19 protein-coding genes are annotated in these 19,758 nt (G+C 36.4%); 15 read left to right on the forward strand and 4 right to left on the reverse strand.

Annotated elements, in window-relative coordinates:
• Positions 1–373: 373 nt before the first annotated feature.
• Together ACFX4G_RS11615 and ACFX4G_RS11620 are read right to left on the reverse strand one after the other, a co-directional pair.
• On the reverse strand, positions 374–1,396 hold the full coding sequence (locus ACFX4G_RS11615; protein WP_377574716.1) for a hypothetical protein: 1,023 nt from the start codon (positions 1,394–1,396) through the stop codon (positions 374–376).
• A gap of 969 nt (positions 1,397–2,365) precedes the next feature.
• Complete coding sequence (locus ACFX4G_RS11620; protein ID WP_013083667.1) at positions 2,366–3,829, reverse strand: hypothetical protein; 1,464 nt, start codon at positions 3,827–3,829, stop codon at positions 2,366–2,368.
• A gap of 311 nt (positions 3,830–4,140) precedes the next feature.
• On the opposite strand from ACFX4G_RS11620, the gene ACFX4G_RS11625 reads away from it, so the two are divergent.
• The 5 genes from ACFX4G_RS11625 (at position 4,141) to ACFX4G_RS11645 (ending at position 10,198) form a co-directional block, all read left to right on the forward strand.
• A complete protein-coding gene (locus ACFX4G_RS11625) occupies positions 4,141–5,022 on the forward strand; it encodes an HAD family hydrolase (RefSeq protein ID WP_230184827.1) in 882 nt (293 codons plus the stop codon).
• A gap of 577 nt (positions 5,023–5,599) precedes the next feature.
• Positions 5,600–6,424, forward strand: coding sequence for a pyruvate, water dikinase regulatory protein (locus tag ACFX4G_RS11630; protein WP_377574720.1), 825 nt, complete (start codon positions 5,600–5,602; stop codon positions 6,422–6,424).
• Between the two features lie 120 nt (positions 6,425–6,544).
• Positions 6,545–8,047: a malate:quinone oxidoreductase gene (locus ACFX4G_RS11635; RefSeq protein WP_377574723.1), complete on the forward strand. Its 1,503-nt coding sequence runs from the start codon at positions 6,545–6,547 to the stop codon at positions 8,045–8,047.
• Positions 8,048–8,293: 246 nt separating this feature from the next.
• The gene (locus tag ACFX4G_RS11640; protein ID WP_377574726.1) at positions 8,294–8,953 is read left to right on the forward strand and encodes a 2OG-Fe(II) oxygenase; all 660 of its coding nucleotides are present in this window, start codon (positions 8,294–8,296) and stop codon (positions 8,951–8,953) included.
• Positions 8,954–9,373: 420 nt separating this feature from the next.
• Positions 9,374–10,198 (forward strand): thermonuclease family protein, encoded by an 825-nt coding sequence (locus ACFX4G_RS11645; RefSeq protein WP_377574729.1) that lies wholly within the window; start codon positions 9,374–9,376, stop codon positions 10,196–10,198.
• 65 nt (positions 10,199–10,263) lie between these two features.
• On the opposite strand, the gene ACFX4G_RS11650 is transcribed toward ACFX4G_RS11645, so the two are convergent.
• Positions 10,264–10,407 (reverse strand): hypothetical protein, encoded by a 144-nt coding sequence (locus ACFX4G_RS11650; RefSeq protein WP_153254062.1) that lies wholly within the window; start codon positions 10,405–10,407, stop codon positions 10,264–10,266.
• 159 nt (positions 10,408–10,566) lie between these two features.
• Here ACFX4G_RS11650 and ACFX4G_RS11655 point away from each other — a divergent pair, with 159 nt between their 5' ends.
• The 9 genes from ACFX4G_RS11655 to ACFX4G_RS11695 all read left to right on the forward strand — a co-directional run bounded on the left by ACFX4G_RS11655 (position 10,567) and on the right by ACFX4G_RS11695 (position 18,729).
• Positions 10,567–11,121, forward strand: a complete 555-nt coding sequence (locus ACFX4G_RS11655; RefSeq protein WP_013057535.1) for a GNAT family N-acetyltransferase — start codon at positions 10,567–10,569, stop codon at positions 11,119–11,121.
• A 197-nt stretch (positions 11,122–11,318) separates the two neighbouring features.
• On the forward strand, positions 11,319–11,879 hold the full coding sequence (locus ACFX4G_RS11660; protein WP_034651039.1) for a hypothetical protein: 561 nt from the start codon (positions 11,319–11,321) through the stop codon (positions 11,877–11,879).
• A 199-nt stretch (positions 11,880–12,078) separates the two neighbouring features.
• Complete coding sequence (locus tag ACFX4G_RS11665; RefSeq protein ID WP_377574732.1) at positions 12,079–12,909, forward strand: YitT family protein; 831 nt, start codon at positions 12,079–12,081, stop codon at positions 12,907–12,909.
• Between the two features lie 309 nt (positions 12,910–13,218).
• Positions 13,219–13,632: a DUF4395 domain-containing protein gene (locus tag ACFX4G_RS11670; protein ID WP_377574735.1), complete on the forward strand. Its 414-nt coding sequence runs from the start codon at positions 13,219–13,221 to the stop codon at positions 13,630–13,632.
• A 243-nt stretch (positions 13,633–13,875) separates the two neighbouring features.
• Positions 13,876–15,399: a nickel ABC transporter substrate-binding protein gene (nikA, locus tag ACFX4G_RS11675; protein ID WP_377574738.1), complete on the forward strand. Its 1,524-nt coding sequence runs from the start codon at positions 13,876–13,878 to the stop codon at positions 15,397–15,399.
• Between the two features lie 2 nt (positions 15,400–15,401).
• On the forward strand, positions 15,402–16,343 hold the full coding sequence (gene nikB / locus ACFX4G_RS11680) for a nickel ABC transporter permease (RefSeq protein ID WP_014459612.1): 942 nt from the start codon (positions 15,402–15,404) through the stop codon (positions 16,341–16,343).
• Entirely contained in the window at positions 16,340–17,146 is an 807-nt protein-coding gene (gene nikC / locus ACFX4G_RS11685; protein ID WP_377574742.1) for a nickel transporter permease, read from the forward strand. Before nikB ends, nikC begins: the two co-directional genes overlap by 4 nt.
• 5 nt (positions 17,147–17,151) lie before the next feature.
• A complete protein-coding gene (locus tag ACFX4G_RS11690) occupies positions 17,152–17,949 on the forward strand; it encodes an ABC transporter ATP-binding protein (RefSeq protein ID WP_323618302.1) in 798 nt (265 codons plus the stop codon).
• A gap of 9 nt (positions 17,950–17,958) precedes the next feature.
• Entirely contained in the window at positions 17,959–18,729 is a 771-nt protein-coding gene (locus tag ACFX4G_RS11695; RefSeq protein WP_377574747.1) for an ABC transporter ATP-binding protein, read from the forward strand.
• Positions 18,730–18,794: 65 nt separating this feature from the next.
• Here the strand turns inward: ACFX4G_RS11695 and ACFX4G_RS11700 are convergent, their stop codons facing one another.
• Positions 18,795–19,091, reverse strand: coding sequence for a hypothetical protein (locus tag ACFX4G_RS11700; protein ID WP_377574750.1), 297 nt, complete (start codon positions 19,089–19,091; stop codon positions 18,795–18,797).
• A 254-nt stretch (positions 19,092–19,345) separates the two neighbouring features.
• Here ACFX4G_RS11700 and ACFX4G_RS11705 point away from each other — a divergent pair, with 254 nt between their 5' ends.
• A complete protein-coding gene (locus ACFX4G_RS11705; RefSeq protein ID WP_377574753.1) occupies positions 19,346–19,741 on the forward strand; it encodes a P-loop NTPase family protein in 396 nt (131 codons plus the stop codon).
• Positions 19,742–19,758 lie beyond the last annotated feature (17 nt).

Consider the following 19,758-nt stretch of genomic DNA (forward strand, 5'->3'; position numbering starts at 1 on the left):
AAACTCATAGTATGAAGATTTCTATTAAAAGTATGAATTATTTCCACTGTGGATAAAAATAGTCGTGTTAAAGAGTAAATAACCTGGAAATTATCGTTAATAAAAAAATAAAAGGGATGTTTTTATTAACAAAAAGGATGATATAACATTAATTGAATATGTTTTCTTTCTTTTGTGGATAAGTATGAAGGTATTTTTTTAGCAATATTCCGTAGTTATACACAAGAAATATCATTTATTTGAACTCATTACGTTTATATAGATAGGATAATGGGATTGGATAGCTGCAAAATGGGGTGTTTGTTTGCATTATTTGTATCAAAAAGAGAAGAGAAAGGAGAGAAAATAAAAAAAGGCATGCCAAAGAAGCCCCTCATGAAGCTGTAAGTTCGGCAGGGACTTGATCTTGAAGATTTTTTGAAAGCTCTTTTCGAATGAGCGTACGGATTTTTCCACCGTAATTTTCAACGACTTGAGCATCATGGCGGAAGAAGGCCTGTTCAATCAGCGAATAAAGGGCAGACTTCACTCGTTCAATACCATATTCAAAAGAAAGCTGAACCAAATCAGCGATGTCTTCGTTTTGGAATGAAGACATAACAATTCCGGTAGAATCTGTGCTATGTCCAGATAATTTTACAAAAATCTCTTCAATAGTACGTCGAATCGCCGCATCGTATTGATCTTTCTTTTCTTGTTTTGACATCTTGCCATTTTTAGCTCCGTCTTTTAAAACAAAGAAAATAGTAGATCCTTGGACAACGGTTTTAAATGCGCTCGTCTGTGTTTCAGCTATTTTTTGCATCATACCTTTGTAGTGAGTATATTTCGGCGTGAAAATTTTATAATCATTAAAGCTAATTTTTGAAGTGTTTTCTCCAGGATTAAACTGACGCTTAATCGTATCGTTGTCATAAACCAATTCTTTGCGCAGCTCTAAGCGAAGGGCATTTACGTTTTCAATTAGAATAAGTTCTTCAAAGCGAGTATATTCTAATTCCATAAACCCAAAGCCGTGTTCTTCAAAATATTGAGGATAGGGAACAATACAAATATTGATTCCTTTGCCGCTGCGAGAATAGGAAATTAATTCTGTTTCTGCTAATACTATATTGTTGTTGCGAACTGTTCGAACGGTACAGTTCAAAGCAGCTGCAATCTCTTTTTCAGAAACATCACAAATAATACCTCTTTCATCAACGTGAAGGAAGTGATAAAAAATTAATTGTGAAATTTGAGATTTAGATAAACGGTGATGCTCTGCCACTGTTTTGATTGTAGGGTTCCCATGAGCGTCTAGGTCCATGTAATCTTCAATATCTTTATATTTTTCTACGGTGCTAGACAATTGGCGAATAATTTGTTTTCCAATTTTCGCAAATTCTTTTTTTATCATGAGAATCCCTCCAATCTATTTCATATCAACAATAATTTATTAGGGTAAAATAACAAAGAATACCTTGTGAAAATTATATCAATAAGAAACAGAATCGCAAACGAACGAGTAGTACGCTAAAAACGGCAAAAGGTTCAAAGAATGCTGTCATATCAAGGGGTGCAGCGTGTAGGTTTTTTAGTACGACAAAAACGGCAAAAGCAAGCAAGCGCCGGCAGAACAGTGTTTGTTACGATCAGTAAAAATCAAAAAAAACTTTATGCGTTTTAGTACGTAAAAAACGGCAAAAGGCTCAGTGTAGTACGCCAAAAATAGCAAAAGTGAAGAGTAGTACGCTAAAAACAGCAAAAGTGATCTCAAATCACCTAAAAAAAGGTAAAAAAATCACTTCTCTGATCGTTGTAAATAGCACAATGAATTTCATTAGTACGTCAAAAATGGCAAAAGCTATTTTTAGTACGTGAAAAACGTCAAAAACGACGTAGTAGTACGACAAAAACAGTAAAAGTTTTCGTTTGGTACGTCAAAAATGGCAAAAGCTTTATATGTGCTGCGAAAAAAATAAAAAATGGGGTTTGAAAAGGCAATAACAAAGGGAAAAGCAACGTTTAGTACGCAGAAAACGGCAAAAGTAGTGAAGGAGTACGTCAAAAACGGCAAAAGGTAGGATTGTTTTACGGGAAAAAGAGAATAATTAACAATTAATAAGTGATTACGAGTAAATAAAATGAATGTAGTACGTCAAAAATGGCAAAAGAATCAGAGTGGTACGTCAAAAACAGCAAAAGGTAGTAATTAGTACGCTAAAAACGGCAAAAGAAACGAACAGGTACGTCAAAAACGGCAAAAGCTTCTGGTTAGTACGTTAAAAATGACAAAACTTCCAAACTATGAAATAAAAGTAGAGGGATATTTTGTATTTATAAGCTGAAAGTGGCAAAATATCAAATAAAAAAGGAAGGGAACAATTTACCCTTCCAATGTTTCTCTATGTTCTCCTCCAAAATAGTCTTGAATTTCATAATTTTGAAGAGGAATAAAAGAGATTTCAAATCCTTGAAGTTTTTGCTGATAACTTTGGATCAGTACTTGATTGCTAACAAACTCTGCTAGAGATTCATTAATTAATTTTAGATTGACATCAATTTTCTTTGAACGAAAACGAACTTTTGAAGCAAAATATTGATACGGGTAAAAATGAGTGTAAGACTTCTCTTGTAAATAACAATCTAATCGCTCTTTTTGAAATGCATACAGCAGCAAAGAAGACAGCGAGTTATCTTTAAACTTTTTAATAACGTCACTGTAAATTTGTACAAACTGCTGATTTAAAAAGCCTTGATGCGTATCGTCGCTAAATACGATGGTTGCATATCGTCTGCCCGTTACTTCATCGGTTTCAATAACAGCTTTTTGGAAGAAGTTTATCGCAAATTTTGTATCTCTGGAATTTTTCTTCTTCGCTACACCTTCTACGTGGTACCTGGCAATTTTCATAATGCGGGCTTCAACCGCTTCATAGTTTTTTACACCTTTTGAATTATAAATTTCTTTCACGATATCCGCTAAATCAAGAGTCACCGTTTTTTCTTTATAAAACATCTCGTCGCGCTGTGAAAGAGCAAACTGGATAATTTGGGAATCTTTTGGGTCTAAAACCATATTTCGTTTGGAAAGAACGGTTTGATTATCATTCACAGGGATAATGGTGCGAATGAAATATTCTTCATCAACTTTATAGTCATTATATAAAACGACTTCTTGGGAGTTTGTTTTAACTTCCATATTGGTTTTAAGAGAATGACTTTCGTTTGAGAAGATAGGGGCCTCTACCCACGAATTTAATCGTTTATCAATCCAGTTACTCAAATTTCCATTGTATTTTTCTAATATGATTTCAGCAATTAAAAAAGTAAAGTCCGTGTGAAATGCTTTCTCTATTTGATAATTCATTTTTGAATCTAAATAAGGAAAATCGGTGATGTTTGTTTTTTTACTTTTAGCCCATGCCTCTACTTCTTTTAACTTTATCTTTAAAATATCTTCAGGTTTTTCCACGCCAAACAGCTTTTTTAAGTGTTCGGTATCCACTTTTTTATCCATCACTTTTTTGGCCAATTCAATGTCTTCAAAAATAGGATTAGGCTTTTCTGCTTTAATATCTTTTTTTAACGTTTGCAGCCAGTTTTTCTTATTTGATTGTCTTCTTTTGTAGGCCGGGTTTCGTATTTCCTTAGGATTTATTAATTTATTCTCTAAAACAAACGTATCTTGCAATATATTTAAAATGTAGTCTTCTATAAAATCTTTTTCATTCGAAAAAAACGAATGAGAATCATATAAAAAGTCTATGCACTTTGCTTTGATATTGTCATCGATCGCATCGCTGATTTGTTTAATAAGGTAAGGAGAAAAATTGGATGGTTCGTTCATGTTGACCTCCTCTGTATGTATTTAATCTGTAACAGTCTTATTATATCTTTTTTGAACGATACTCTAAAGGCTAAAAGGAAAATTCGTTTTTGTGAATGCTGTTTTATATCGAATTAGCCTAGCCGGCTATTAGTATAAAATATAAAATTCTTTCTTTATAGCGCTTGTACAATATCAGTATATACTTTAAATGTAAGGAGAGTATTATAGTAGTTTTATAAAAGAGAAAAGCAAAGTACATTCATTGAGTTTAAAAATGGAAAAGTTTATACTTGCCAAGTACACTCTTTTTACAAATAGGGGGAATAAATATGTTGTTAAAACCTAAAGCAATTTTTTTAGATATGGACGGTACGATATTAAATCGCTCCAACAAAGTAAGTATTCAAACAAAAGAAATCATTGACGAATTACGAAAACAGGGAATTTTTGTTTTTATTGCTACGGGAAGAGCGTTTGATGAAATAGAAGAGTTAGTTCCTGAAGGCTTTCAAGTAGATGGATTTATCACATCAAATGGTATGGCGGGCTGTGTAGGAAAAGAATCAGTCTTTCAGCACTCGCTTTCGCTTCAATTGGTGGAAACTATTATTGAAAAAGCAAGAGCGAATAAGGTGTACTACGAGCTTTTCCCGTACGGCACACCTCGCGTGACGTTAAAACAAGATCAATCCTATGTAGAAAATGAAATTAGAGATCCAAAGCCAGACAGTGTGGAAATTAACGAGTGGCTTTCTCGTAAACAAGCGATTAAAGAAGAAATTGACTGGAAAGATACTGTAGAGGGAAGTGAATTTTCAAAGTTCTATTTCTTTGCAAGAACGCACGAGCATATCGATAAATGGAAAGAGGAACTTGAAGAACTTAAAAAAGAAATCGACTTTACAACTTCTACTTCATCTAAACACAATGTTGAAGTGATGGTGGCAAACGTAAATAAAGCAACGGGAATTCAGCAAATGCTAAAACATTTTAATTTGTCCGAGCAAGACATTCTAGCAATTGGCGACAGCAACAATGATTTACCAATGTTTCAGTTTGCTAGCTATGCCGTAGCGATGAAAAATGCGCCGGATCATATTAAAGAAATTGTCGATGACGTAACGGAATTTAACTGTGACGAAAACGGCGTATCTCATTATCTTTCTAAATTTTTATTACAAAAATCTACTAGAAGTAATCCCATTTTATAAAAATTAATCTATTTCATGACAATGCATTATAACCAACTATTCAAAACATCGTCTTTTAGGCGGTGTTTTTAGTATACATAAGGTGGAAAGTAAACCGTTCATTATTTTTAGTTATAGCACTCTTAGCTAAAAAGAATAGATAAGAATAAATCTTCTATAATTTAAAAATCATGCTATAAACAACATAACTATATAAATATCCTCGTACCTATCGCTGCAAAACGCCTCTCAGCCCTGATGAGTGCCACCATGCCAAAGCAAAAAATATTTTAAAATCTAAACTTTTTCTTTCTTCAAACTTTTTATAAAATGCGGAGAAAAGGGATTGTATCTCCGTATATTTAATGCTAATATAACATTTAATGAAAATAGTATAACATATTTAGTTTTATTTTATAATTAGTATGACATAAATCCTGGATTCGCTCGTTTTTTTAAGTGTTTATAATCACAGTATCCAGGATATTAGCCCATTCATTACCCATAAAATATGTATCTTGCAAGCTGCTAAATGATAGCTGAACAAAAAATACTAGCGTTATTAAACTATTAAAATCAAAGAATAGGAAGATTTAATGTGAATAAAAGAAAAATTGTCTATATAGTTTCCGACTCAGTAGGTGAAACGGCTGAGCTGATGGTAAAAGCAGTTTTAACTCAATTTAGTGGAGAAGATATTGAAATTCAAAATACTTCTTACGTAGAAGATGAGGGAAATATTGATAATATCATTGCTGAAGCAAGGTGTAATAAGGCCATCATTGCGTATACTATCGTCATCCCACCTTTAAAACACTATCTTGACCAAAAGGCACATGAAGAAGGAATTGTAGCCATTGATTTAATGACCCCTCTTATGAGTGCCTTTAGCCAAACCTTTAATAAGGAACCTAATCTTCAACCCAGATTAACGAGAAAATTAGACGATAACTATTTTCGAAGAGTAGAAGCAGTTGAATTCGCTGTTAAATATGATGATGGACAAGACTTCAGAGGTATCAAGCGAGCTGATCTAGTGTTGATTGGTGTTTCGAGAACATCTAAGACGCCACTTTCTATGTATTTAGCTCATAAAAGTCTTAAAGTAGCGAATATACCTTTAGTTCCAGAAGTGACTCCTCCTGATGAACTTTTTACTATTCCGAAAAATAAATGTATTGGTTTAGTTATTACACCGGATAAGCTCAATGAAATCCGAAAAGAACGATTAAAAAATTTAGGTTTAGCGTCTCAAGCCAATTATGCCAATGTAGATCGAATCCTTGAAGAGCTGGACTATGCTGAGAAAATTATGAAGCGCATTGGCTGTCCTATTGTTAATGTCTCAGGTAAAGCAGTTGAAGAAACCGCTGAAGTGATATTGAGCATGTTAAAAAAGGACAAGACGAAAGGGTATGTATAAAAACACCCATTATGTAAGACAGATAACTTGTCAGACATACTTAATCTGTAGAGAGTCAGGTAGAACAGGCGTGTTGCTAAAAGGTACTTTTTAAAAATATAAAAGATAAGGAAGATTGTGATGAGCAATGTATATAAAAAAACAGACGTTATCTTAATTGGGGCCGGAGTGATGAGCGCAACGTTGGGATCTTTACTAAAAGAGTTAGCGCCGGAATGGGAAATCAAAGTATTTGAGAAACTCGCAGATGCAGGAGAAGAAAGCTCGAATGAATGGAATAACGCAGGGACTGGCCATGCTGCACTGTGCGAGTTGAACTATACATCTGAACAAGCTGACGGATCTATAGATATTACGAAAGCAGTGCAGATTAATGAACAGTTTCAGCTTTCAAGACAGTTTTGGTCGTATCTTGTAAGCAGTAATTTAATTCATCATCCGCAAGAGTTTATTATGCCAATCCCTCATATGAGTTTCGTACAAGGAGAAAAGAACGTATCCTTTTTGAAAAAACGTTTTGAAGCGCTATCAAATAATCCATTGTTTCAAGGGATGGAATATTCAGATCGTCCTGAAAAGCTAAAAGAATGGATGCCGCTTGTTATGAAAGGCCGTACATCGACTGAAGCAATTGCGGCAACCAAAATCGACTCAGGGACGGACGTGAACTTTGGAGCTTTAACTCGTATGTTGTTCACACATTTAAAAAGTAAAAGGGTAGAAATAAACTATAACCACAGCGTTGAAAATCTGACACGTACCGCAGACGGCTCGTGGGAAGTAAAAGTACATAATATTCATACCGGCAAACAGGAATATCACACGGCGAACTTTGTTTTTATCGGAGGAGGAGGCGGAAGTCTGTCTTTACTCCAAAAAACGGGTATTCCTGAGTCCAAACATATTGGAGGGTTTCCAGTAAGCGGATTATTTATGGTATGCAATAACCCCGAAGTTGTAGCGCAGCATCACGGGAAAGTGTACGGAAAAGCAAAGGTTGGCGCTCCGCCGATGTCGGTTCCGCATCTTGATACACGCTATATCGACCTCAAAAAAACACTGCTGTTTGGACCTTTTGCCGGATTTTCACCAAAGTTCTTAAAAACGGGTTCAAATTTGGATTTAATCAATTCTGTAAAACCGAATAATATCTTAACGATGTTAGCAGCAGGCGTCAAAGAGATGGGCTTAACGAAATACTTGATTCAGCAGGTGCTGTTGTCCGATGAAAAGCGTATGGAAGAACTTCGCGAGTTTATTCCAAACGCAAAAAGCGAAGACTGGGATATCGTCGTAGCGGGTCAGCGTGTACAAGTAATCAAAGATACGGAAGCCGGAGGTAAAGGAACTCTTCAATTCGGTACCGAAGTTGTGAGTTCAGCTGATGGTTCCGTTGCTGCATTGCTCGGGGCTTCGCCAGGTGCTTCGACTGCCGTTCATGTCATGCTTGAAGTGCTGGAAAAGTGTTTCCCGCAGCATATGAAGAAATGGGAATCAAAAATAAAAGAAATGATTCCTTCTTATGGCTTGTCACTGGTAGAAAATCCAGCGCTTTTTAACGAAATTCATGCTTCTACAGCACAAACGCTTGATTTAAGTAAAAAAGAACTTGTGTACCGATGATTTTAGGCAGCCTTTGATACGTATACTCTATATTAAAAGAGTTTTTTAGATAGTTAAAGCATTTAAACAACATGTGAAATCTATAAGAAAAAATGAGGGAAGTTCGTTATATAACGGGCTTCTTTTTATTTATTTCCTTTACTAGCAGAATTTACTTCGTATTCATGATATAATTCTTATTAGTAAGCGTTTACATATAATGGAGTGAAAAATTGGAAAATAGCTATTTCGAGGAGCCGATAAAAGATGATTCTAACTAATACATCTTTACTAACGAAAGAACAAACGATTTTTAACCATACAGGGAATAAAATTAAATTAGAAGACAGAGAGATTGATATTGTTGCTCGATTTGAAGAGCCTCTTGTTTTAGTTTTAGGAAATGTCCTAAGTAACGAAGAATGTGACGAACTTATACAGCTATCCAAAGATAAAATGCAGCGATCAAAAATTGGTGCTGCACGTGAAGTAAACAGTATTCGAACGAGCAGCGGCATGTTTTTTAAAGAAAGCGAAAACGAGCTTGTACATCAAATCGAAAGACGACTTTCTAAAATCATGGGACCATCTATTGAATATGCTGAAGGTCTTCAAGTTTTAAAATACTTGCCTGACCAAGAATACAAAGCACATCACGATTATTTCACTTCTGCAAGTAAAGCATCTAAAAACAACCGTATTAGTACATTGGTTATGTACTTAAACGATGTCGAAGAAGGAGGAGAAACTTATTTTCCTAAGCTGGGTCTTTCCGTATCTCCGACAAAAGGAATGGCCGTGTACTTTGAATATTTTTATAGTGACGCTGAACTTAATGACCGTACTCTCCACGGGGGAGCTCCTGTTATAAAAGGAGAAAAGTGGGTCGCTACCCAGTGGATGCGCAAACAAAAAATTCGATCGTAAAAACAAAGGTTTGAAGAGCCCTATTAGCTATTGTTAATGAGGGCTCTTATTTATGTTACAAAAAAATAGCAATCATGTTAGCCAGTTATTATATTGAAATATTCACACTTATTCTATTTGTGCGGCTATTCCTTATTCTTATAAGGCGGTAGACGATAAATGTATTTGTAGTGTAAAATATCCTCATGATTAAAAATCTGGATACACTAAAACGAAAAATGTGTTCGTGAGATAAAAATAAAATAGATGCTATTTAAAAGAATAACTTTAAAACAGGTAACCAATTTTTATAACAGTCGCACGAAAAAACTCGTGAAAGGTATTTTCACGAGTTTTTGTTTTTAGGTGATTTACACTATTTATAAAATCATTTTACTTTTATATAGTAGATAGGGAACGTGTTAAAGGAGGGCCCGGGTTTTGAAAGAAATAAAAGCAATTATTTGCACGATGCTTGCGATGTTTATGCTGCTTCTTACTGGATGCAGCGATGAGCAGGCAAGTCATTCAAACACATCTTCTGCCGATACAAAACAAGCAGTTCAAGTAGAAGATTCATCAGATCAAGAAGAAGATCATAGTCCTTCTAAAGCAAACCGTGAAGATGTAGTAGGTGAGGCGGCTACGGTAGAAAGAGTAGTGGACGGTGATACGCTTAAAGTGAAAATGCTGAACGGAAAGAGAGATCGCGTGCGATTACTTCTTGTTGATACCCCCGAAACAAAGCATCCCAAACTAGGCGTACAGCCCTTTGGTCCAGAAGCATCTGCTTACACAAAAAAAAGGCTAGAAGGACAGGAAATCACCCTTGAATTTGATGTGCAAGAGCGTGATCAATATGGCCGGTTACTTGCGTATGTATGGATAGACAATGAGCTGTATAATGAAGAGCTGCTAGCAAAAGGGCTAGCCCGCGTAGCAGTATTTCCTCCTAACACAAAGTACGTAGATGAATTTAAGAAAATCCAGGAGCAGGCTCGAAAAAGCGAAAAAGGAATCTGGAGCATTGAAAACTATGCTCAGGAAAAAGGGTATAATACGGATGCTGTAAAAAATCAGTCCTCTTCTAATCAAAAAGATACTCAATCTGCCGAAAGCTGCGAAGGTAAAATAAAAGGAAATCAAAACTCTAAAATTTATCACGTGCCAACTGGGGCGCACTACAATCAAACCATGAACAACGTCATTTGGTTTTGTACCGAAAAAGATGCGCAAGAAGCAGGATACACAAAAGCAAAAAACTAATAAAGAAATTCAGTAACTGCTGAATTTCTTTTTTTTGAGTTAAGTAAGTATTTGTATAGGAGTGGCTAAATACCATCCAACAAAGAGCGACCAATCCGTATAAGAAGACGCAGTGGCCATATGAGCAGCTGAGGCACTTGTAAAAGAATTTCTGCTAAAACTTCCCATCCACTTACCGTAGTATCTTTCTGCTGACGGCGTTTTTTCATAGTCATCATCCATTCATTTGAAAATATACATTAATTATACAATGAAAGGAAGATTAGGAGTTAATTTTTTCTTTCTTTTCTTTTTCGTGTTAAAGTAGATAGGTAAGAAGGTTTGCTACAAATAACGCAAGCGAAGAGAATAAAGGGAGTTTGAAAATCGTGAAAATAAGGAAAGCAAGAAAAGAAGATGCTTCTGCTGTAACGGAATTACTTTATGACATGCTTGGCAGTATTGCGCGCTCTCACACAGCGGCTACAACGAACGAAGAAGCGCTTTTAAGACTTAAAGCGTTTATTCTGTCTGAGAAGAATCGCTATAGCTATCATCATATTACAGTCGCAGAAGTCGACGAGAAGGTAGTTGGACTTATGCTTTGCTACGAAGGAAGTATGTTACAAACGCTTTATGAACCAGTTAAGCGTTTTGTACGTGCTAAACTTAATAATCCAGCGTGGGAAATTGATATAGAAACTGAACATGGAGATTATTATATTGACTCTCTATGTGTAGATGAAGCTTATCGTGGAAAAGGGATAGGAACGGCTCTTTTAAATGTAGCCAAGCAAGAAGCCAAAAAGCGTAAGATGTTTTTATCGTTAAACGTTGAATATAATAACGTAGAAGCCAAAAAATTGTATCAGCGTATAGGCTTTCAAGAGCATAAAACCATTTTTATTGATAAAAAACCATTTTTTTATATGAAGACTGCCTGAGCATCTTTACGGTAGTATTTTTTGTGATAAAATGGATATATAAGTAAAATAATAAGAACCAACAGCTCAGCACTTTTGCTGAGCTTTCCTGTAAATCGCGTAAACGTATCAAAATGGAAAGAATCCTACATCCAATGGACCAAAAGCAAGCGGTCATGAAAGTATGTTTGCTGATGTGCCACATGAAAGGAGCGTGCATGAACATCAGAGATCTTCCGTTTAATATGAGTTATCGATTTAATGAACAGCTTCGAGAAGTTCCGGTTAACCCACACCAAATGAAGCAGGGAATTATCTATTTAAAGAAACGAGCTCTTGAAGAAGAGGATGAGTGTGCCGCTGCTAAAACATATGGACATATTGGTGTATATGAGCGCATACTTGGAGAATTAACGAGCAGTGAAAGACATCTGCTGCTGGCCATTTATCTATATGACCGGCATGCTGATACAATAGGTGAATTTTTGAATACGATCCGGCTTGGACATACATATCACTGGCAAGAACAGTGGGATAAAGCGAATGAAACGTTTCAGCTACTCATTGAACAATTAAAAGCAGATGAAGACCTTCACATATATGAAGACTTTGTCTATCAGCATTATGGAAAATGTTTACTTGATCAGCGGGTTGTTTCCAGAGCACATCACTATTTTCAACGTGCGTTAGAAATTCGATTGAAAAAAGGCGATAAAGAATTAATTGAGTCAACTAATTCCTGCATTCGTCTTTGTTTAAATAAATTAAAGCATTCCTAGTATACATAAAAGATAAATAATTCATCGCCTTGGTTACACATAATGCATAAACTTTCCGTTTGACAAACGTATGTGAACATATTATAGTCATACATGGCAATTTAAGAATACGTAATATAAAAACTAAACATAAGCGTCTCTTCTCTTTTGGAGAAGGGGCTTTTTTATGTGAATTTTTATGTCGAGGAGGGTTTAATCGATGAGTAAAACAATAAAAGATGTCATCTTTTTATTAATAGGTTCGTTTGTATTTTCACTTGCAGTTAACATGTTTGTCATTCCAATAGGATTAGGTGAAGGCGGCGTTACGGGTATATCAATTATTTTATATTATACAATGCATCTTTCAACGGGCATCACTAACTTTATTTTAAACGGTATCTTGCTTATCGTAGGGTATAAATTTTTAGAGAAAAAAACCATCGTCTATACGATGATTACGATTATCGCTACATCTATTTTTCTTCACTTAACTGAAGGCTGGGGTCTTCATCTTCATGAAGAACTCATTGGCATGGTTTTTGCCGGTGTACTGCTAGGCGTTGGAATTGGGATGATTTTACGAGTTGGTGGAACAACAGCAGGTTCAGCCATTATTGCTCGAATTCTAAATAAGTTTTTAAACTGGAAAGTCAGTCATGCACTTTTAATAGTTGATTTACTAGTGGTATTGGCTTCTTATTTTATTATTGGAATCGAAAAGCTACTATTTACGATCGTCATGCTTTATATTACAACAAAAGTAATTGACTTCATTATTGAAGGATTTGATGCCAAAAAGGCCGTTACCGTTATTTCAAGCAACAAAAATGAAGTAGCGGATCAAATCAATGAACAGCTTGATCGCGGAGTAACGATTCTAAACGGTCGAGGGAACTATACAAAAGAATCAAAAGAAATCTTGTATGTGGTCATTAATAAACAAGAGCTTATTAAACTTAAAAAGCTGATTAAAAAAATTGATGATGAAGCATTTGTGATTGTGCACGATGTACGAGATGTAATTGGAAAAGGCTTTTTAAGCGCATAAAGCTGTGGTTCTTGGCAATTTTTTCTGACGTTGGTACTTTCCAAAAAAGTATGATATAAGTGTGTCTAGAGACAATTCAATATACGAAAGGAAGAACCCATATGCGTAATAAAAGGCATGTAAAACGTCTTCTTCAACGTCGAATTCGTTCTTTACGATACGTTGTCTTGATTTTATTTACGATACTGATCTTAAAGTACGTTAGTGAAATTATGTAACTTTTTTGTATGAGTCTTATCGCTCATTTGGAGTGCTTTTTCTTTTAAATTAGTAAACCAATTTGTATAATGGGTTTTGAGGAGGAGTTCCATGAGCATTCCCAAACCATTAGTTCAGCTTAATCAATTCTTTATCGTTATAACGGTTTTGATCGCTTTACTTGCGGCAAAGTGGCTTTTACTTTTGCCTTTTCTCGTTGGAGTAGTCACACTTGCAACAAAGCGTAATCCCGTAATTATGGCAGGGAAAACGCTTCTCAAAAAGCCTGCTTCTTCTTATCAAATGGAAGACCGGGATCAGCAGCTTTTTAACCAATGGATTGCAACGATATGCATTGGGATTGCTTTCATTTCATTTTTACTTAGTTATACGTTTGTTGGCTATGTATTTAGTATAATGGTGATTCTTGCTGCGGGTGTAGCGCTGATGGGATATTGTATAGGCTGCACGATTCGTTATCGATATATGATGTGGAAATATAAAAGAAAGAAACACGCTGCATAAACAAAGCCTCGAGAAGGCTTTGTTTTTTTTATGCTCATTTGTATACGTTATCAATAAATTCAATCATCACAACGAGTGAAAGCAGGTGCTAGAGCACCTGTATCCTTTAAAAACCTTTGTTGACAAAGTAAGGTAAACAAATTAAACTTTTTATGATAATAATAATCGTTACGATTTAAAGGGGGATTATATTTAGAGGCAGTACATAAAAGAAGGATAGTTTTTAACAAAGGAAGGGTTTATATGAGAAAAAAGATAAGTCTGCTGTGCTCAATGCTTGTTACGATAGGTCTGCTGGCTGCATGTTCGGATAACTCCGCGAGTACCGAACAAAAGAGTGGAAAGAAATCACTTACTTTTGTATCAAATTTTCCAAGCGACACGCTCGATCCGCAGCTAAATTATACAACTGTAAGAGCGGGAATTGCTGAGACGCTAGTCAAAGTGAATGAGCAATTACAGATTGAACCATGGCTCGCAAAGAAATGGAAAACAGAAGATAATGGGACGACCTGGATATTTGAGATTAGAGACGGGATTACGTTTCAAAATGGCAAGGATTTGAATGCTGAAGCCGTGAAACATTCGTTAGAAAGAACGGTAAAAGAAAGTGAAGCAATGAAAAGTGCACTTAAAATTAAAGAAATGAAAGCCAGTGGCCAAATCTTGACCATTACAACAACAGAGCCGCTTGCCACGCTGCCTTCTGAACTTGTTCACCCAAACACGGCAATTATTGATGTTGACGCTCCAGATATAAAAAATAAACCAGTCGGAACAGGGCCATTTAAAGTAGCTTCGTTTAAACCGGATAATGAAATGAAAGTAAAAAAATATAACGAATACTGGGGTGGAGAACCAAAATTGGATGAAGTTGTGTTAACATTTAATGATGATGAAAATGCACGAACGTCCGCTTTGCAATCAGGTGAAGCCGATATTGTGTACCGTCCGGCAATTGAAAGCTTAAACACGTTAAAAAAAGATTCTTCTATTGTAGTAGATATACAGCCGAGCCTAAGAAATCAAATGCTTTTCTATAATTCAAGGCAAGAAGCGTTTAAAGATAAAAATGTGAGAAAAGCGTTTGATGTATTATTAAATCCAAAAGATGTTGTCAACACAGCGCTTGCCGGTCAAGGATCCCCGGCAAAAGGTCCATTTTTAAAGAGTTTAGATTTTTCGAACGATCAAAAAACGAAAACCTATGGACCAAGTGAAGCTCAAACATATTTAGAAAAAGCCGGTTATATACTCAAGGATGGAAAAGCAATAAAAAATGGAAAACAGCTTTCTTTTAAGCTTGTTACATACCCTTATCGTCCAGAACTGCCTTTAATGTCACAAATGCTTCAGTCAGAAGCAAAAAAGATTGGTGTAAAAATAGATATTCAACAAGTTGAGAATATGGATGAGTATATGACAACAAAAGATGATTGGGGAATCGTTACATACAGTCTAGTAACCGCGCCGCGAGGAGATGCAGGATATTTCTTTAATGCTCTTTATAAGGAAGGAGGAGCATTTAATGTCGGACATTTTCATGAACCAGCATTAACTTCCATTATTAATAAACTCAATAAAACAGTTGATCAACAACAGCGCAATAAGTTAGCAAGACAAGCCGGAGAAATAGTAGAAAAAGAAACGCTCCACTCTTCGATTGTTCATCCGAATAATTTTGTGGCCTATAGAGACAATGTGAAAAATCGGGTTACAACCAAAAGTGAATACTATGTGATAACAAAGGATTTAGATGTGAAGTAGATATGAAATTAATTGGTAAAAGAATAATAGAATTACTCATCTTTTTAGTTATACTATCGTTTCTCAGCTTTGTTTTAATGAAGCTAGCTCCAGGAGATCCAGTTAAGCAAATGCTTCGCGTAGATGACGTGGCAGTTTCTGAGGAACAAATGAATAACTTGAGAACAGAGCTAGGGTTTAACGAACCTGTATATATTCAATATGGAAAATGGCTGACGCGTTTTTTTCAGTTTGATTTAGGATCTTCATACATGACAAAAGAGCCTGTCATCGATGAATTGGTAGAGAAGTTTCCGGCTACGCTGCGCTTGACGGCTGCATCTTTGGTTGTGATGCTGTTAATAGCTGTGCCACTCGGAACGCTGTCAGCACTATATCCAAATAAGTGGATTGATTATCTCAGCAGAAGTATTTCTTTAATTGGAGCGTCTATTCCAAGCTTTTGGCTCGGCCTTTTGTTTATACAGCTGTTCTCTGTACGTCTTCAATGGCTTCCTTCAATGGGTACAGGCACAGCAGCCCATCTTGTGCTGCCTTCTTTAACGCTTGGTTTTGCCATGTCCGCTGTATATATGCGAATGATTAGAGCTAGTCTGCTAGAAGGATTGAAACAAGATTTTGTACGATCTGCTCGAGCAAGAGGAATAAGTGAAAGCCGCATTTTTATTTTCCACGCGTTTCGGTATAGCTTAACACCGCTTCTGACTATTTTAGGGACAAGCTTAGGCAGTTTGCTTGGAGGAACGGTCATCATTGAAGTGCTTTTTGCTTATCCTGGAGTTGGAAAATTAGTTATTGATGCGATTATGAATCGTGATTATCCTGTTATTCAAGGGTATATTTTGTGGATGGGCCTGTTTGTTGTTTTAATCAATTCACTTGTGGATTTGAGCTACAAATATGTAAATCCCCAGCTCTATGTAAAGGGAGGGGATAAAACGTGAAAAAGCCGCAGCTTCCTTTTGTAGTAATAAGCGTGTGTGGTATTGCGCTTATTTTATTTTGTCTGTTTGGAAGTCAGCTAACACCGATGGATCCCACACAAGTCAATATGCAAGATCGGCTTCAAAGATCCACCGGTGATCACTGGTTAGGAACTGATCACTTAGGCAGAGATCTCTTTTCACGAATCGTAGCTGGAGCTCAGACCACAATTGGGACTAGTTTTCTTGTCTTAACTCTTTCTCTTTTGATTGGAGTACCTGTTGGCTTAGTTTCAGCGTATATTGGAGGAAAAATAGACCGCTTTTTAATGAGAATTGTAGACGCTTTTTTAGCTTTTCCTGACTATATTGCAGCCATCGTCTTAAGCGGACTGTTAGGGCCTGGATTATTTAACTTAATTGCTGCGATGGTTATTGTAAAGTGGGTTAGTTATGCGAGGGTAGTGCGCAGTATTGTACTTCAAGAAAAGTCAAAAGAATATGTGCTGATCGCTAAATTAAACGGAGTGGGAACACTACCTTTAATCCTGCGCCACTTTCTTCCTCATGTGGGAGGACATATTCTCGTGCTTGCTACGCTGGATATAGGGAAAATTATTTTAATGATGGCTTCACTATCCTATATTGGACTAGGGACTCAGCCGCCTACTCCGGAATGGGGAACGATGCTAAATGAAGGCAGGGCCTACTTTTACAATGCTCCGCAGTTAATGTTGATACCAGGCGTGGCCATTATTTTATTTGTGCTGGCGTTTACAGCTTTAGGTGAATATATTCGAGGGAAATATCAAGTTAATCAGTAAAAGAGGTGATCGTCATCGTTTTAGAAATAAAGCATCTAGCCATTCATAATAAAACAAAACAAATTGTAAAAGACGTTTCTTTTACAATCGAGCAAGGACAGTGGATGGCGCTCGTTGGAGAAAGCGGAAGCGGTAAAAGTATCACTGCTGCTTCGATAGGAGGACTGTTGCCTTCAGGTGTAACGCTTAAAGGAGGATCTATTATCTTTAAGCAGAAAGGAGAGGCGCCTATCCTTGGAAAAGATATTTCGTATATCTTTCAAGATTATCGAAGCGCCTTTACTCCTTTTTTAACAATTGGAAAGCAGTTTGATGAAACGATTCGTACACATAGTAAGCTTGCTAAAAAAGACAGGACTGCTGCTATTTTTCAGGCTCTAAAAGCTGTGAATTTACCTAATGAACGCGTGTATAAAAGCTATGCTTCTCAGCTGAGTGGAGGACAGCTTCAGCGAGCAGCGATTGCTTTAGCACTGGTGATGAAGCCTGCCTTGATTATTGCAGATGAACCAACCACGGCTTTAGATAGCGTGTCAGCAGCTGAAGTTCTTCAGCTGCTGCATAAGCTGAAAGAAGAAGCAGGCTGTGCCATTTTGTTTATTACCCATGATTTGCGTCATGTGCGGAAATATGCAGACCGGGCAGCCATTATGTTAGCGGGAGAGATCGTGGAAGAAAACAGTATCGAATCTCTGTTTCACGCTCCGGATCATTTTTATACAAAAAAACTGTTTAACGCCATTCCTTCTTTACAGAAAACGCCTGATCGATTGTTAGATACGCAGAAAAAAGTGTTGATATAGGAGTGAGATATGAAAGAAAAAAGTATATTACGCGTCACGCAGCTGGTGAAACAGTATAAAGACGTTAAAGCGCTAAATAATGTTTCCCTGCATATCGATAGAGGGGAATGTGTAGGGATTGTTGGAGAAAGTGGAAGCGGAAAAAGTACGCTTGTAAAAAGTGTGCTAAGGTTAATAGAGATTCAGCAGGGAGAAGTATGGTTTGCAGAGAAACCTCTTCACCGGTTAAAAGGAAAAAAACTGCAGCAAGCTCGTCTAGGCATGCAAGTTGTATTTCAAAACCCCGCGGCTTCTTTTAATCCAAAAGTAAAAATCATCGATTCTTTGCTCGAGCCTTTGCGGCAGCAGCGAACCGTTCCTTCATTTTTATCTCATGTGAGCAGAAACGAAAAAGAAATCGCTTTTTATTTGTTAGAAACAGTCGGGATTAGCGCAGAATATGCGTTGAATTATCCTCATGAACTCAGCGGTGGACAGCTTCAGCGTGTAGCGATTGCGCGTGCCATTAGCGTAGGTCCGTCTCTCGTGCTATTAGACGAACCAACAGCGAGTCTTGATGTTACGGTACAGGCAAAAATTTTAAATTTATTAAAAGATTTGCAGGAGACGTTTCAGCTATCTTATTTGTTTATTTCGCATGATTTAGCAGCGGTAAATTTTATGAGTACCCGCATGATAGTTATGCAGCAAGGTGAGGTTATTGATCAGTTTGAACGTGCAAAGCTCCTTGATAAAAACAGGCATCCCTATACAAAAAAGCTTGTGCGTTTATTTGAATAGAGAGTAAAGCTCTTCGTTTAATATACTAAACGAAGAGCTTTTTTATAAATGAGAATGAGACAAAGTCAGGGACGCGGCGGTGGAGTATGCATATGTATAAGATGATAGCCTGCTTGGCAAAGCATGACAAAACTAATGCCGAGTACAAGGAGAGGAATTAGCTTGTTTTTTCCTCGTTCTTCATATAGTCCGGCTGCGCTTAAAAGGAAGCCAATAGTAGCTAAAGGAGGAGAGACGCGAAAGAATAAATCTGCAGCGGTAAACGCTTGGTTTGTATATTTATAATAAAAAAATAGACCTGTAATCAATAAAAATAGTCCAATCCAAAACAGCGTAAGTTTTCCAAAAAGGGTTTTAGGCACTGCGATCTCACTCCTTTTTTCAGTCAAGTACCATAAAATACTAGCATAAAACGTTCTCGTTTGCATTAGAGAAAAAGAACGTGAATTATACAATATGTGTAAAAAAACAGGTTTGAAGTAGGAGGAGATGAAGTGTTCAACGCGCTTCATGTAAAAAAATACATATCGTTGGATCTGTTGGAAGTGGAAAAACAACTCTTGCCCGTTTATTATCCCATGAATTAAAAGTTCCTCACTACGAACTTGATAATATTATGTGGGAACGAACATATGAAGGAGATAAAAGAAGAAGTGAAGCGGATAGAAAAAAGTGTTTACATCATATTTCAGCTTCAAAAGAATGGATTATAGAAGGCGTACACTATACGTGGGTGAATGAAAGTCTTAATAGAGCTGACCTTATTATTTTTCTCGACATCCATTATCTAAAAAGAATATGGTTTATTATAAAAAGGTATGTTCTGCAAAAAGCTAAAATAGAAAAAGCAAATTATGCACCGACGCTTTCTATTTTCATTAAAATGTTTCAGTGGAATGCGGATTTCGAAAAGCACAGTAAACCTGAAATTTTGCATATCCTTCGTACGTCATATAACGATAAATTTATAATAGTGAAAAAGAGAGAAGAGATAGAGCACTTTATATCGTAAGAAAATGCCGCTCAGTT

It is taken from the genome of Priestia sp. YIM B13486 (genome assembly GCF_042787865.1).
In the GTDB taxonomy this organism is placed as follows: domain Bacteria; phylum Bacillota; class Bacilli; order Bacillales; family Bacillaceae_H; genus Priestia; species Priestia megaterium.

Bases quoted from the DNA above. Each gene is read 5' to 3' on its own strand.
- ACFX4G_RS11615 (WP_377574716.1), bottom strand. From the start codon at position 1,396: ATGATAAAAAAAGAATTTGCGAAAATTGGAAAACAAATTATTCGCCAA.
- ACFX4G_RS11620 (WP_013083667.1), bottom strand. From the start codon at position 3,829: ATGAACGAACCATCCAATTTTTCTCCTTACCTTATTAAACAAATCAGC.
- ACFX4G_RS11625 (WP_230184827.1), top strand. From the start codon at position 4,141: ATGTTGTTAAAACCTAAAGCAATTTTTTTAGATATGGACGGTACGATA.
- ACFX4G_RS11635 (WP_377574723.1), top strand. From the start codon at position 6,545: ATGAGCAATGTATATAAAAAAACAGACGTTATCTTAATTGGGGCCGGA.
- ACFX4G_RS11640 (WP_377574726.1), top strand. From the start codon at position 8,294: ATGATTCTAACTAATACATCTTTACTAACGAAAGAACAAACGATTTTT.
- ACFX4G_RS11650 (WP_153254062.1), bottom strand. From the start codon at position 10,407: ATGAAAAAACGCCGTCAGCAGAAAGATACTACGGTAAGTGGATGGGAA.
- ACFX4G_RS11660 (WP_034651039.1), top strand. From the start codon at position 11,319: ATGAACATCAGAGATCTTCCGTTTAATATGAGTTATCGATTTAATGAA.
- ACFX4G_RS11665 (WP_377574732.1), top strand. From the start codon at position 12,079: ATGAGTAAAACAATAAAAGATGTCATCTTTTTATTAATAGGTTCGTTT.
- ACFX4G_RS11670 (WP_377574735.1), top strand. From the start codon at position 13,219: ATGAGCATTCCCAAACCATTAGTTCAGCTTAATCAATTCTTTATCGTT.
- nikA (WP_377574738.1), top strand. From the start codon at position 13,876: ATGAGAAAAAAGATAAGTCTGCTGTGCTCAATGCTTGTTACGATAGGT.
- nikB (WP_014459612.1), top strand. From the start codon at position 15,402: ATGAAATTAATTGGTAAAAGAATAATAGAATTACTCATCTTTTTAGTT.
- ACFX4G_RS11695 (WP_377574747.1), top strand. From the start codon at position 17,959: ATGAAAGAAAAAAGTATATTACGCGTCACGCAGCTGGTGAAACAGTAT.
- ACFX4G_RS11705 (WP_377574753.1), top strand. From the start codon at position 19,346: ATGTGGGAACGAACATATGAAGGAGATAAAAGAAGAAGTGAAGCGGAT.